The organism is Enterobacter cloacae complex sp.6700776 (assembly GCF_048284255.1).
Classification (GTDB): Bacteria; Pseudomonadota; Gammaproteobacteria; order Enterobacterales; family Enterobacteriaceae; genus Enterobacter; species Enterobacter intestinihominis.
The window spans coordinates 31,539-44,014 of sequence record NZ_JBLVYK010000025.1; the positions used below are offsets into that span (position 1 = coordinate 31,539).

At 57.6% G+C, this 12,476-nt stretch carries 14 protein-coding genes; 10 read left to right on the forward strand and 4 right to left on the reverse strand.

What is annotated here, in order from left to right:
• Positions 1-3: 3 nt before the first annotated feature.
• Positions 4-621, reverse strand: a complete 618-nt coding sequence (locus tag ACNQ0T_RS21670; RefSeq protein WP_063152454.1) for a response regulator transcription factor — start codon at positions 619-621, stop codon at positions 4-6.
• Positions 622-939: 318 nt separating this feature from the next.
• On the opposite strand from ACNQ0T_RS21670, the gene ACNQ0T_RS21675 reads away from it, so the two are divergent.
• Together ACNQ0T_RS21675 and ACNQ0T_RS21680 are read left to right on the forward strand one after the other, a co-directional pair.
• On the forward strand, positions 940-1,545 hold the full coding sequence (locus tag ACNQ0T_RS21675) for an ATP-dependent Clp protease proteolytic subunit (protein WP_022646928.1): 606 nt from the start codon (positions 940-942) through the stop codon (positions 1,543-1,545).
• 134 nt (positions 1,546-1,679) lie between these two features.
• Positions 1,680-2,801, forward strand: a complete 1,122-nt coding sequence (locus ACNQ0T_RS21680; protein ID WP_417930369.1) for a JmjC domain-containing protein — start codon at positions 1,680-1,682, stop codon at positions 2,799-2,801.
• A gap of 38 nt (positions 2,802-2,839) precedes the next feature.
• On the opposite strand, the gene ACNQ0T_RS21685 is transcribed toward ACNQ0T_RS21680, so the two are convergent.
• Positions 2,840-3,025, reverse strand: a complete 186-nt coding sequence (locus tag ACNQ0T_RS21685; RefSeq protein ID WP_010427252.1) for a hypothetical protein — start codon at positions 3,023-3,025, stop codon at positions 2,840-2,842.
• Positions 3,026-3,244: 219 nt separating this feature from the next.
• Between ACNQ0T_RS21685 and ACNQ0T_RS21690 the strand changes: the two genes are divergently transcribed.
• The 3 genes from ACNQ0T_RS21690 to foxA all read left to right on the forward strand — a co-directional run bounded on the left by ACNQ0T_RS21690 (position 3,245) and on the right by foxA (position 6,800).
• Positions 3,245-3,478: a DUF2171 domain-containing protein gene (locus ACNQ0T_RS21690; RefSeq protein ID WP_003863067.1), complete on the forward strand. Its 234-nt coding sequence runs from the start codon at positions 3,245-3,247 to the stop codon at positions 3,476-3,478.
• A 138-nt stretch (positions 3,479-3,616) separates the two neighbouring features.
• Positions 3,617-4,570: a helix-turn-helix domain-containing protein gene (locus tag ACNQ0T_RS21695; RefSeq protein ID WP_417930370.1), complete on the forward strand. Its 954-nt coding sequence runs from the start codon at positions 3,617-3,619 to the stop codon at positions 4,568-4,570.
• Positions 4,571-4,691: 121 nt separating this feature from the next.
• Positions 4,692-6,800 carry a ferrioxamine B receptor FoxA gene (foxA, locus tag ACNQ0T_RS21700; RefSeq protein WP_417930373.1) on the forward strand — a complete coding sequence of 703 codons (2,109 nt, stop codon included), beginning with the start codon at positions 4,692-4,694 and terminating at the stop codon, positions 6,798-6,800.
• A gap of 102 nt (positions 6,801-6,902) precedes the next feature.
• Here the strand turns inward: foxA and ACNQ0T_RS21705 are convergent, their stop codons facing one another.
• The gene (locus ACNQ0T_RS21705; protein WP_022646932.1) at positions 6,903-8,318 is read right to left on the reverse strand and encodes a PLP-dependent aminotransferase family protein; all 1,416 of its coding nucleotides are present in this window, start codon (positions 8,316-8,318) and stop codon (positions 6,903-6,905) included.
• A gap of 175 nt (positions 8,319-8,493) precedes the next feature.
• On the opposite strand from ACNQ0T_RS21705, the gene ACNQ0T_RS21710 reads away from it, so the two are divergent.
• Positions 8,494-8,655: a DUF1127 domain-containing protein gene (locus ACNQ0T_RS21710; RefSeq protein ID WP_003863073.1), complete on the forward strand. Its 162-nt coding sequence runs from the start codon at positions 8,494-8,496 to the stop codon at positions 8,653-8,655.
• An 85-nt stretch (positions 8,656-8,740) separates the two neighbouring features.
• Here ACNQ0T_RS21710 and ACNQ0T_RS21715 read toward each other — a convergent pair whose 3' ends face one another.
• Positions 8,741-10,129: a PLP-dependent aminotransferase family protein gene (locus ACNQ0T_RS21715; protein ID WP_417930371.1), complete on the reverse strand. Its 1,389-nt coding sequence runs from the start codon at positions 10,127-10,129 to the stop codon at positions 8,741-8,743.
• Positions 10,130-10,230: 101 nt separating this feature from the next.
• On the opposite strand from ACNQ0T_RS21715, the gene ACNQ0T_RS21720 reads away from it, so the two are divergent.
• The 4 genes from ACNQ0T_RS21720 to ACNQ0T_RS21735 all read left to right on the forward strand — a co-directional run bounded on the left by ACNQ0T_RS21720 (position 10,231) and on the right by ACNQ0T_RS21735 (position 12,335).
• On the forward strand, positions 10,231-10,710 hold the full coding sequence (locus ACNQ0T_RS21720; RefSeq protein ID WP_022646934.1) for a carboxymuconolactone decarboxylase family protein: 480 nt from the start codon (positions 10,231-10,233) through the stop codon (positions 10,708-10,710).
• Between the two features lie 243 nt (positions 10,711-10,953).
• A complete protein-coding gene (locus ACNQ0T_RS21725) occupies positions 10,954-11,277 on the forward strand; it encodes an antibiotic biosynthesis monooxygenase family protein (protein ID WP_038415232.1) in 324 nt (107 codons plus the stop codon).
• A complete protein-coding gene (locus ACNQ0T_RS21730) occupies positions 11,270-11,665 on the forward strand; it encodes an amino acid-binding ACT protein (protein WP_022646936.1) in 396 nt (131 codons plus the stop codon). Before ACNQ0T_RS21725 ends, ACNQ0T_RS21730 begins: the two co-directional genes overlap by 8 nt.
• Positions 11,640-12,335 carry an ArsR/SmtB family transcription factor gene (locus tag ACNQ0T_RS21735; RefSeq protein ID WP_417930372.1) on the forward strand — a complete coding sequence of 232 codons (696 nt, stop codon included), beginning with the start codon at positions 11,640-11,642 and terminating at the stop codon, positions 12,333-12,335. The genes ACNQ0T_RS21730 and ACNQ0T_RS21735 overlap by 26 nt, the downstream gene beginning before the upstream one ends.
• The last annotated feature ends 141 nt before the right edge of the window (positions 12,336-12,476 follow it).

Sequence of the window (12,476 nt, forward strand, 5' to 3'; positions counted from 1 at the left end):
CGGTTATTCCGCTGGCTGATGTTTTGTCAGGCGCTCGACGGCCCTGACCAGCTCGGCCACGGAGCGGACCTGCATTTTCTCCATCACCCGGCGGCGGTGTACTTTCACCGTAATCTCACTGACGCCCAGCTCGGCGGCGATCTGCTTGTTGAGCTTGCCGCTGATGGCAAGCTGAAGCACCTCATGCTCGCGCGGCGTGAGGGACATGTGGCGCTGTTTCAGGGCGTAGTGCTCTTTGACGCGGGCGGCGTTGTGCTGTGCCAGCCTGAGCGCGGATTCGATAGAGCCAATGAGGGCGCTGGATTCAACGGGTTTAGTGAGAAATTCGTAGGCCCCGCCTTTGATCGCCCGGACGGACATAGGGATAGTGCCGTGACCGGTGAGAAAGATGATCGGTATTTCTCGCCCGTTGGCTTTCAGCGCATCTGCGACATCAAACCCGGTGATCGTGGGCATCTGCATATCGAGGATCACGCAGGAGGGCAAATCCTCAAAGGGATGGCTGAGAAAGGCTTCTGCTGAGGAAAAGCCAAGGGCGTGTATATCCGCTGATTCCAGCAGCCCAACAACGGACTGCCTGACTGCGTCATCGTCATCAACCACATAAACAATGTGTTCCATTCACCGCCCCGGTGTGATCAGTAAACCATCGAGAATAAAATGCGCCTTTTTGAACGTAAGCGACTGTTTGCTATCCTCATTCATACTAACACATTAATAATTATTATGATTCGGCAATATGAAGATGATATGAAAGTGTAATAAAAATGTGGCGAATTGGTTAGGATCGGAACGCTGTTTTTAGAGACCTTTCCGGCTGCGAAGCCAGAGCGTGACACAGGCGATATTCATCCTGAGCCACGATGTTTTGTGTGAGGACGCCGACGGGTAAAACAGGCTACACTCTGATTTTGAGCGCGACAAGCTGAGGACATAACGATGCACTACACACTGAAAAGCAGTGACGATAAAGAAAAAGCGGAAGGAACAAGCGGCGCGGGCGCTCTACAGCAAAAACTGCTGGAATCCCGTTCGATTGTCATCTCCGGTGAGATCAACCAGGAGCTGGCCCAGAAAGTCATCACTCAGATGATCCTGCTGCAAAGCGTCAGCAACGATCCGATCAAGCTGTACATCAACAGCCAGGGCGGCCACGTGGAAGCGGGCGACACCATCCACGACTTCATTAAGTTTATCCGACCGGAAGTGCACGTCATTGGCACCGGCTGGGTGGCAAGCGCCGGGATCACCATCTTCCTGGCGGCGAAAAAAGAGCACCGCTACTCGCTGCCGAATACCCGCTTTATGATCCACCAGCCGCTGGGCGGCGTGCGCGGTCAGGCAACGGATATCGAAATCGAAGCGCGCGAGATTATCCGCATGCTGGAACGCGTAAACAAACTGATTGCTGACGCCACCGGCCAGCCGCTGGAGAAAGTGAAGAAGGACACCGACCGTAACTTCTGGATGTCACCGGCGGAAGCGCTGGACTACGGCATCGTGGGCAAACTGATCACCCATTATGACGAGCTGAACCTGGATTAAGTTTTAGCCCGCGCGTGCGTCGGGTGACGGCTTCGCCTTACCCGACCTACGCGCGCTCGATTGACCCATGACAAGTTCCCCCCTGGCTGTCTCTTCTATAATCGCGCCTGTCTCCCCTCTCACTGGTGCTAACCATGGCGTATCAACTGAACCTCGACTGGCCGGAATTTCTTGAGAAATACTGGCAAAAACAACCCGTTGTGCTGAAAAATGCCTTCCCGAATTTTGTCGACCCCATTACCCCTGATGAACTGGCGGGTCTGGCGATGGAGCCGGAAGTCGATAGTCGCCTGGTAAGCCATGCTAACGGCAAGTGGCAGGCGAGCAATGGCCCGTTTGAGCATTTCGATAACCTCGGTGAAACCGGCTGGTCTCTGCTGGCGCAGGCGGTGAACCACTGGCATATGCCCGCCGCAGAGCTGGTGCGTCCGTTCCGCGTCCTGCCGGACTGGCGTCTCGATGACCTGATGATCTCCTTCTCCGTCCCGGGCGGCGGCGTTGGGCCGCATATCGATCAGTACGATGTGTTTATTATTCAGGGGATGGGTAGCCGTCGCTGGCGCGTGGGTGACAAGCTGCCGATGCGTCAGTTCTGTCCGCATCCGGCCCTGCTGCACGTCGATCCGTTTGAGCCAATCATTGACGAAGATCTGGCCCCGGGCGATATCCTCTATATTCCGCCTGGATTCCCGCATGACGGCTTCACCCATGAAACCGCGCTCAACTACTCTGTCGGTTTCCGCGGGCCGAACGGTCGCGATCTGATTAGCAGCTTTGCCGATTACGCGCTGGAAAACGATCTGGGTGGCGAGCACTACAGCGATCCGGATCTGACCTGCCGCGAACACCCGGGCCGCGTAGAGCAGTACGAGCTCGATCGAATTCGCCAGATGATGATCGACATGATTAGCAAGCCGGATGATTTTACAAAATGGTTCGGCAGCTTCGTCTCCACGCCGCGTCACGAGCTGGATATTGCCGCCGCCGAGCCGCCGTATTCCGCAGACGAGGTGCTCGACGCGCTACAAGGGGGCGAAACGCTTTCACGCCTGAGCGGGCTGCGTGTGCTGAACGTCAACGGCAGCTTCTTTATCAACAGCGAACAGCTGGAGACGGCGAATGTGAACGGGGCGGACGCGCTGTCCCGCTACACCCAGCTCGGCCAGGTCGAGCTGGGCGATGCGCTGAATAATCCGGCGTTTGTGGAAGAGTTGACCGGATTGATTAACCAGGGATACTGGTACTTCGACGAGTAACAGACAGCGGCGTTTAGTCAGACTAAACGCCGCTACGTTTAAACCAGCATATTACAGGCCTTCCAGTAGTTCAGAAGCCGCTCATCGTCGCGCTCTTTTTCCGCTTTAATTTTCATCGCCTGGGCGAGATTTTCTCGCGATACCTCATGGCCTTTTTGCACGATGTCTAAGACCGCTTCACCAAGAGCCAGCGAAATTTCTGTCCGATTGTTGCGAATCGTCATAAATACCTCCTCGTTGGTTGCGATACTTTAATTATGAACGGGAAATAATCAGTCGCTAATAATTAATCTTATTCTTATTTTATCAATTCGGCGCTAAATAGACATAATATTCGGTTCTGTCAATGATGTTTCAAAATGCTAATACGCATTTTAGTTCCGAATTTATGCGCTACAGTTAATTTCGTGCAACAGGCAAATAACCGAAACAGGAGAATGAATATGGTAGATAAAAGCGCAATTAAGGATCACACTCAGGTTGTCGCCAGCTGCGGAACGCATGTCGGGGTTGTGGACCATCTTGATGGTGAGCGTATCAAGCTTGCGAAGAGCGACCCGGAATCAGGCGGCAAGCACCACTTTATTCCTCTCGGCTGGGTCGATAAGGTCGAAGATAATAAAGTTGTCCTGACCAAAAACCATAAAGAGGTTTTTGCTGAGTGGCAGGAAGCATAAATATATTTCTCGTAAAGAAATATACGCCTTCGCTCCGGCTTCGTCCGGAGCGTAATAGTGTCTGCGCCCGGTGATTGCTGCCATGGCAAATGAATGGTACTGTTTTGCCTGTCCTTTCCCCGATGCAGGCTCCGAATTATGCTCCAGAGTGAAAATACATCAGCGAAGCGCATATTTTTTGTTGAGGATTTTCAAATATTCGGCGAGCGCTACGGCATCGACTACCGTTTCCCGCAGCTAAAAGATGAGCAGGTCAGCGGCAGCCCCGTGTTGCAGGGGAATGTTGAAGAGATGACGCTCTCGTCCGGCATTTCACTGACCCATTCCGACGTACGTGTATTACAGCCCTATGAAACCACCTCTCGCCACAGCAGCCCGCTTTATATGCTGGTGGTGCTGGAAGGGTGCGTGACGCTCACGCTCAATGGTATCGATTATCCCGTCCGCCCGGGCATGGCGTTCAGCTCGCGTCTGAGTGAAGATCAGGTGATGAGCGCGCGTCACGATGCTGACAGCACGCTGAAAACGCTCTCGTTTGGCGTGTACCCGCACGATGCCGGACGTGAAGCCCTGCTTGAGTCGCTGCTGCTGGAATGGCAAAGCCTGAATACCCCCGCGTTTGTCTGGCACGTTCCCGAGTTTGTGATGTCAGGCATTCAGCATGCACAGCGGCAGGGGGGAAGCGTGCTCACGCGTAAGCTGTTGCTGGAGGGGCTCATGTACCAGCTGCTCGGCCACGGCCTGAACCAGTGCCAGCTGCCCTGCCCGAGCCGCCCTGAGCATGCGCGTCTGGAACGCGTCCGGTGCCTGCTGGAACAGTCTCCTGAACGTGACCATACACTCGCGCAGCTGGCAGCCCTTGCTGCCATGAGCCCAAGCAGCCTGCGCAGCAAGTTCCGTCAACGCTACGGCTACACACTCTTCGATTATCTCCGCGACTGTCGCCTTGCGCTGGCGCGTCGCTATCTGCTGGAAGGCCACAGCGTACAGCAGGCGGCGTGGATGTGCGGGTATCAGCATGCCACCAACTTCGCCACCGCGTTTCGTCGTCATTACGGGATTTCACCGGGTGACGTGCGCAAACTCCGCTAACGTAATTTTGTCCATCGCGCGAACGTATCCCGTGCGGTTTAGCATCGCGCATACATAACCTGGCGGCGCGCATAGCTGTTTGCACCCTCAAAAAGGTAATAATTCTTATTAACAATAAGAAATATCTCTGGAGAGGGTTATGTTTGCTAAATCGCGTCTGGCACTGCTGGTGGGATGGGTTACCGGTAGCGTCGCTTTTCCTTTACTGGCGCAGGATGCCCAAAAAACTGACACCGTGGTGGTGACCTCGCAGATGCAGTCTGCGGCCACCAAGCTTGAAACGCCGGATATTGAAACCCCGCAATCGGTCTCTATCGTCACCCGCGAGCAGTTCGAAGAGCAGGGCGCAACCAGCGTGCGTCAGGCCGTGAGCTACACGCCGGGGGTCTACAGCAACCAGATTGGGGCATCAAACCGCTTCGACTACATGGTGCTGCGCGGCTTCTCGGACGGCAGCCTGGACAACGTCTACCTCGACGGCCTGAAGATGATGGGCGACACCAATTCCCACAGCTCGCTGGTGGTTGATCCGTGGTTCCTGGACAGTATCGAAGTCGTGCGCGGCCCGGCCTCCGTGCTGTACGGTCGCTCATCGCCGGGCGGCATCGTGGCGCTCACCTCCCGTAAGCCATCGTTCGATCCGGGCGGGGAGATCAAGCTCTTCGCCGGTAACAATAACCAGCGCGGGGCGATGTTCGACGTCACCGGCCCGGTTGATGATAACGACCGCGTGGCGGTGCGCCTCAGCGGGATGACCCGCTATGCCGATTCCCAGTTCGATCCGCTCAAAGAAGAGCGTTACGCGCTGATGCCGAGCCTGACCTGGCGTATCACCGATAATACCCGTCTGGATCTGATGGCCTACCTGCACCGCGATCCGGAAGGCGGCAGCCACTCCGGCCTGCCGTATGAGGGCACCGTCGTGCCGCACAGCGGTAAGAAAATCTCCAACACCTTTTTTGAAGGTGAAGACGATTACGACAAGTACGATCGTCGGGAAAACATGGTCGGTTATAACATCGAGCACTTGTTTGACAGCGGCTGGGCCGTGCGTCAGAAGCTGCGCTACCTGCACACCAAAGTCGAGCTGAACCAGGTGTATGCCGCAGGCTGGCTGAACGACACCGAGCTGAACCGCGGCTATTCCGGCTCCGATGAGAAGATGAACGCCATCACCCTGGATAACCAGGTCGACGGCAGCTTCGATACCGGCGAGGTGAACCACCGCGTGCTGATCGGCATGGACTACCAGGACCGCACCAACAACGTCACCGGCTACTACGGCGGCTTCCCGCCGATTGACGCTTTCCATCCTGCTTATGGCGCGAAGCCGGACTACATCATCCAGTACAGCAGGGAAAAGCATAAGCTGCGCCAGACCGGCTACTACCTGCAGGATCAGATGTCCATTGACCGCTGGCGCCTCACGCTGGGTGGGCGTTACGACCAGGTGAGCGTGTCGAACGTCGACAACTTCAACCATACCCGCAGCGATCTGGATAAAAACAACTTTAGCAGCCGCGCGGCGCTGCTGTATCTGTTTGATAACGGCGTCGCGCCGTACGTCAGTTACTCCACCGCCTTTACGCCGACCAGCTTTGCCGACGAGCAGGGGAATATCCTGGATCCGATGAAGGGCAAGCAGTGGGAAGCGGGCGTGAAGTATGAGCCGGAGGGGATGAACAGCCAGTTCAGCGCCTCGGTGTTCCGCATCAACCAGAAGAACATTGCCACTAAAGAGGAGCCGACCGATCCGTACCGTTCCATCGGTGAAATCGAATCCGAAGGCGTTGAGCTGGAGGCGATTGGACAGCTGACCGACAGCCTGCGCATGCAGGCGGCCTACACCTATACGGATATTCGCTACAAGAAGAGCAGCCCGGAAGAGGAGGGCAAGCGCGCCGTCTATGCCCCGCGTAACATGGCCAGCGCCTGGCTGAGCTACGACGTCAAAAGCGGCCCGCTGGACGGCCTGACCGTCGGCTCCGGCGTGCGCTATGTCAACGGGATCGCCAGCGATCGTCAGAACACCCATACGCTACCGTCATACACCCTGGTGGATATGGTCGTGGGGTATGACCTGTCGAAAGTGGGGCTCACGGGCGTGAGCGCGCAGTTGAACGTCAATAACCTGACGGACAAAAGCTACGTTGCGGCGTGTAATTCGCTCTCTTACTGCTACTTCGGTGCAGAGCGCAGCATTGTCGGCAGCGTTTCGTGGACGTTCTGAGTCGTTAGCCAATGCCCGGTGGCGCTGCGCTTACCGGGCCTACGGGATCGGTTTTCACCCTCTCCCTGTGGGAGAGGGCCGGGGTGAGGGCAACAGGCCGCACTACCCCTCCATCGCAATCACAATCGCCTCACCCATCTTCTTCAACGCCTCGCGATGTTTATCCGTCGGCGGCAGCGCCACGTTGATCCGCAGACAGTTGCGGTACTTACCGGAGGCGGAAAACAGCGACCCGGCCGCAGCCTGGATTTTGAGACGGCACAGCTGCTTGCTGACGCACACCATGTCGACCGTCTCCGGCAGCTCGACCCACAGCAGGAAGCTGCCCTGCGGGCGGGTAACGCATATCTCTGCCGGAAAATACTGCCGCACCCAGCAGGTATAGGTCTCCATATTCTGCTGATAAATCTGGCGCATGCGCCGCACGTGGCGATGGTAATGGCCGTCGCGAATAAACGCCGCCACCGCCATCTGCGTGCCCGGCACGTTAAAACCGCCCGCGGCGTATTTCATGTGCATCACCCGGTCGTAATAGCGCCCCGGCACAATCCAGCCGACGCGCAGCCCGGGCGCCACGGTTTTGGTAAAGGAGCTGCAGAGGATCACGCGGCCATCAATGTCCATCGAGTGAATGGTGCGCGGGCGCGGGTACTCTGCGGCCAGCTCGCCGTAGATATCATCCTCCACAATCACAATATCGTGCCGCTGGGCGAGCGCCAGCACCTGCTTTTTACGTGCTTCCGGCATGATAAACCCGAGCGGGTTATTGCAGTTGGGGACCAGGATCACCGCTTTGATCGGCCACTGCTCCAGCGCCAGCTCTAACGCCTCGATGCTGATCCCGGTCTCGGGATCGGTAGGTATTTCAATCGCCTTGATGTCGAAGCCGCGCAGCATCTGCATGGTGCCGTGAAACGACGGCGACTCGACCGCCACGATATCCCCCGGCTTGCACACCGAGAGCAGGGCGATCGACAGCGCGCCGTGGCAGCCGTTGGTGATCACAATCTCGTTTGCCGCCACGGTGGAGCCGCCGTCCAGCATCAGGCGGGCGATCTGCTCGCGCAGCTCCAGACGACCATCGAGCACGTCATAGCTCAGCATTTCGCCAGGGTTATGCTGCGCAATGCGGCTCATCTCGCGCCACAGCGGCTTCAGGCTCGGCTGGTTGATGTCCGGCGAGCCGCCGCCAAAGGAGATCATCTCTTTGTCGGCGCGGGCGTCCAGCAGCATCATCACCTCATCCCACTGGGTGACGTCCACGGGGCGCTGCACCGGGCGCGTCATCGCCGGTACGGGCGGCTGCGCTTTGCGTTTCGAGACAAAATAGCCGGAGCGCGGCTGGGGCGTGATCAGCTGGAGATTTTCGAGGATCTGGTAGGCCTGCTGTATGGTGCTGATACTCACGCCGTGTTCCTGGCTCAGCGTGCGTACCGACGGCAGACGTTCGCCGCTGCGATACAGCCCTTGTTCGATACGTTCCGCCAGTAGGTTGGCCAGATGTTGATAGCGCGTCATGCTGTATCCTTTGTTTTCACCATACAGATTATTAAACCAGTACAGACTGGTGGGTAAAACGCCATGCAGATACCGTTTTAGTGGATCTGTATGGTAAACAAAAGCAGTTTTTGAATCTGTATTGTACTGGCCGTTTTCCATGATGATAACCCCCTGGCACAGCGAGGAGAGCATCATGGAATTCTACGAGAATCGTTCAAAACGTCCGTTTATCGCGTTTGTCTGGGTAGCGAAAACGCTGCGTAACTGGTATCGCATCAACCGTACCCGCCGCATTCTGAGCCAGATGAGCGACGAGCAGCTCAAGGACGTTGGGTTATCGCGATATGATGTGTAAGCATAGGGTTGCCCGGTGGCGCTACGCTTACCGGGCCTACAGGAGACCGTAGGCCGGGTAAGGCGCAGCCGCCACCCGGCGGTTTTCAACTCAACAGCGCAAGCGTCTGCCGTTTCGGCCTTTCCAGCAGCTCAACCGCCTCCTGATATGACCGCACGTTGTTATAGCCCATCACCAGCCCGTAGCGTTTGCCCGACCCGCGATACCACTCCGAAAGCGCATTAACCTGTAGTTGCTGTTCCTGCCAGCAGCGGGCAATCTCCCGGTCAGCGCTTCCCTTTGCGAGGAACGCGACAATATGCATTCCACCGTCGTTTTGCTCGGTGAAGAACAGGTCACCATAGACCTCACCCAGGGCGGCAATTATCCAGTCGCGGCGGATCTGATACAGGGCGCGCATCTTTTTCAGATGACGAAAAAAATGCCCTTCGTTGAGAAATGCGGTGAGGATTTTTTGCGTCAGCACCGGCTGGCCGCTGGTGGTAATGTCCGCGCAGTCGGTAAAGGCCCCGACGGTGCTGGCGGGCATCACCACGTAGCCCATGCGCAGTGAAGGCATGATGGTTTTGCTGAAGGTGCCCATAAAGATCACCCTGTCATGCTGGTCGAGGCTTTTCATCGACGGCAGCACTTTGCGGGTGTAGTGAAATTCCCCGTCGTAATCGTCTTCGATAATCCACGCCTCGTTTTGTGACGCCCAGTCGAGCAGCTGCTGCTTGCGCGGCAGTGAGAGCGTCACCGCCAGCGGACTCTGATGCGACGGGGTAACGATGGCAAAACGCGCGTCGCGATGATGACGGAGCAGGTAGTCCGTATCGATGCCGCAGCGATCAACCGGCACGGTGTGCAGGCGGGGCACGATCCGCTTGAGCAGCTGCTGGCCCATAAAATAGCCCGGATCCTCAAACACCACCTTGTCGCTGCGGCTGGCAAGCGTGTCAAGGATCAGGCGCAGGCTGCCGCTGTAGCCGCTGGTGATCAGTACCTGTTCGGCGGTGCAGGATAACCCGCGCGAGATATTGAGATAGCGGGCAATCGCCTCGCGCAGCGGATACCAGCCCAGCACCGGCGGGTTGAGCATTTCATCCTGACGCATGGCGCGCGTCGCTTGGCCCGCCAGCAGCAGCCATTTTTTATAGGGGAAGCTGTCGAGCGCCGGAATGCCGGGGCGCAGAAAACCGGCCCGTTCGCGCTGGCTAATCAACGACGCCGGCAGCGTGCCGGTCGCTTGTTCTGTGGGGGCGTGTTGCGCGGGCAGCAGAAGATCCGGGTTCACCCGCGTCCCGCGCGCGCCCTGGCTTACCAGATACCCTTCGCCCGTCAGAATGGCATACGCCGTCTCGACGGTTTTACGCGCCACCTTCAGCTCTTCGGCCAGCACGCGGATGGCAGGCACTTTATCGCCCGGCTTCAGCACGCCGCGCGTGATGTTGTCGCGATAGCGGGAATAAATCTCATGATAGCCCGGCTTCATGTCCTACCTCATTTCACGCTTTTTGTGTCTTTTTACTATGTCATTAACGGCGTAGATTTGCCTTATCGCATGAAAAAAACGGCACAAAAAGAGGAAAGACAATGAGCACCCGCGTAAACCACCACAAAGCCACACCTGCACTTGCCAACGCGCTTTCTGCCCTGAGCATGGAGGTGGCGAAAACCTCCATCGACCCGGCGCTTAAGCACCTTATCGACATTCGCGTATCGCAGCTGAACGGCTGCACCTTCTGTCTGGATATGCACTCGAAAGAGGCTAAAATCGCCGGTGAGCGCGAGCTGCGCCTGTACCATCTGGCGGCCTGGCGCGAGTCCCCGCTGTTTAGCGCCCGTGAAAAAGCGGCGCTGGCCTTCACCGAAGCGCTGACCCAGATTGGCGTACATGGCGTGAGCGATGCGCTGTACCGCAGCGTGGCGGAGCACTTCTCGGATGTCGAGATTTCAGAGCTGAACTTCGCCATCGTAGCGATCAACGCCTGGAACCGCCTGGGCATTACCTCCCGCATGGAGCCGGGCGCGCTGGATGCGGCTTACGGTCTGAACAAGGCTAACCTGGAATAATTCTGCGCTCGCGGATCATCGCCACCAGCGCCCGTAATCCAGGCGAGTGGGGGATTGGGGCGTTTATGGAGTCGAAGTCGATGGTGGGTTAAACCCTGCCCGGTGGCGCTACGCTTACCGGGCCTACATGAGCCCGTAGGCCGGATAAGCGCAGCGCCATCCGGCAAACACTTCGCTCCATACCGAAGCATTGTGGTTTTTCCTCCTGCATTCTCTCCACACCCTCACAACGGAGAGACACCCATGATCGCAGTCCTTTTTGAAGCCAAAGCGGAGCCTCATCATCAGGCGCGCTATCTGCAGCTTGCCGCTGAACTCAAGCCTTTGCTGGCGGACATCGACGGCTTTATTGATATAGAACGTTTTCAGAGCCTGAGCATCGACGGCAAAATCCTGTCCCTTTCCTGGTGGCGGGATGAAGAGGCCGTCCGCCGCTGGAAGCAGAATGTCTTCCATCAGGCCGCGCAGGCCGAAGGCCGGGAGTCGATTTTTTCTTTCTACCGTATTCGCGTGGCGCAGCTGGTGCGGGAGTACAGCTCCGAAACGGGAGGGCACGCGGATGTATGACGTTCACGTGATTTTTAGCGACAGGCCCGGCGAGCTGGCGCGCTTTGGACAGCTGTTAGGCCGCAACGGCGTGGGGCTGGAGGGGGGCGGCGTTTTCGGTACGGATGCCCATTTCCTGGTGGAGGACGGGGAAAAAGCCCGCCGTGTGCTGCTCGACGCCGGGTTTACCGTGCAGGCGCTGCGAAAGCCGGTGATCAGAAAGCTTAAGCAGGAGCGTCCTGGCGAGCTGGGCGAGATAGCGGCGGCGCTGGCCGCAAAGGGCGTGTCTATCCTGACTCAGTACAGCGACCACGCGAATCACCTTATTCTGCTGACGGATGATGATAAGCTGGCCGCTGAGATCACCACACCCTGGGCGACGAATGTTAAAGACGAGCTTACCCTCTGATAACAGCGCGATGCTGGAAAAGGCCATTGCTGCTGTAGCGGCTGCAATGGCCGATCCGTCGCGCGTGAAAATGCTGTGCGCGCTGATGGACGGGCGAGCGTGGACGGCCACCGAACTGAGTGCGGCGGCAGACGTTGCGCCGTCGACCGCCAGCGGGCATCTCGCCCGGCTGGTTGAAGGGCAGTTAATTACCTGCCTGTCGCAAGGGCGGCATCGTTATTATCGTCTTGCCGGGCACGACGTGGCGGCGCTGGTGGAACAGATGATGGAGCTTTCGTGGAGCCGCATTACCCCGCCGGAAACTACCGCGCCGAAAGCCATGCGTAAAGCCCGAACCTGCTACGACCATCTCGCAGGCGCGGTGGCGGTGCAGATCTACGATTTCATGCAGGCAGCAGGCTGGCTGGAGGTAGACGGTTCAGCGCTCACGCCGTATGGTCGGGAGCAGTTTCTGAAGCTCGGCGTTTCGTTAAGCGCTCATTCGCGCCGAAAAGCGTGCTGCGCCTGCCTGGACTGGAGCGAGCGGCGGTTTCATCTCGGAGGCGAAGCCGGCGCGGCGCTGCTTATTTATCTGGAAAGCAAAGGGTGGATCCAGCGGGTGGCGGGGTACAGGGAGGTGGTTGTGACGGCTTCAGGACAGGGCGCCATCACCAGACATTTTAGCCGCTAAACTCCGCTGCGGGCTGTGCCCTCACTCTGCCCTTCTCCCACAGGGCTGAGGGATCCCCAGTAATTTTTTTATGCAGAAGCAATAAAGTTGCTTTCTAAATGACTGAGGGCTGTCAGCGATGCCCTGGTCCGGCTGTAAATC

Coding starts and splice junctions, on each gene's coding strand:
- ACNQ0T_RS21670 (WP_063152454.1), bottom strand. CDS start 621: ATGGAACACATTGTTTATGTGGTTGATGACGATGACGCAGTCAGGCAG.
- ACNQ0T_RS21675 (WP_022646928.1), top strand. CDS start 940: ATGCACTACACACTGAAAAGCAGTGACGATAAAGAAAAAGCGGAAGGA.
- ACNQ0T_RS21680 (WP_417930369.1), top strand. CDS start 1,680: ATGGCGTATCAACTGAACCTCGACTGGCCGGAATTTCTTGAGAAATAC.
- ACNQ0T_RS21685 (WP_010427252.1), bottom strand. CDS start 3,025: ATGACGATTCGCAACAATCGGACAGAAATTTCGCTGGCTCTTGGTGAA.
- ACNQ0T_RS21690 (WP_003863067.1), top strand. CDS start 3,245: ATGGTAGATAAAAGCGCAATTAAGGATCACACTCAGGTTGTCGCCAGC.
- ACNQ0T_RS21695 (WP_417930370.1), top strand. CDS start 3,617: ATGCTCCAGAGTGAAAATACATCAGCGAAGCGCATATTTTTTGTTGAG.
- ACNQ0T_RS21705 (WP_022646932.1), bottom strand. CDS start 8,318: ATGACGCGCTATCAACATCTGGCCAACCTACTGGCGGAACGTATCGAA.
- ACNQ0T_RS21710 (WP_003863073.1), top strand. CDS start 8,494: ATGGAATTCTACGAGAATCGTTCAAAACGTCCGTTTATCGCGTTTGTC.
- ACNQ0T_RS21715 (WP_417930371.1), bottom strand. CDS start 10,129: ATGAAGCCGGGCTATCATGAGATTTATTCCCGCTATCGCGACAACATC.
- ACNQ0T_RS21720 (WP_022646934.1), top strand. CDS start 10,231: ATGAGCACCCGCGTAAACCACCACAAAGCCACACCTGCACTTGCCAAC.
- ACNQ0T_RS21725 (WP_038415232.1), top strand. CDS start 10,954: ATGATCGCAGTCCTTTTTGAAGCCAAAGCGGAGCCTCATCATCAGGCG.
- ACNQ0T_RS21730 (WP_022646936.1), top strand. CDS start 11,270: ATGTATGACGTTCACGTGATTTTTAGCGACAGGCCCGGCGAGCTGGCG.
- ACNQ0T_RS21735 (WP_417930372.1), top strand. CDS start 11,640: ATGTTAAAGACGAGCTTACCCTCTGATAACAGCGCGATGCTGGAAAAG.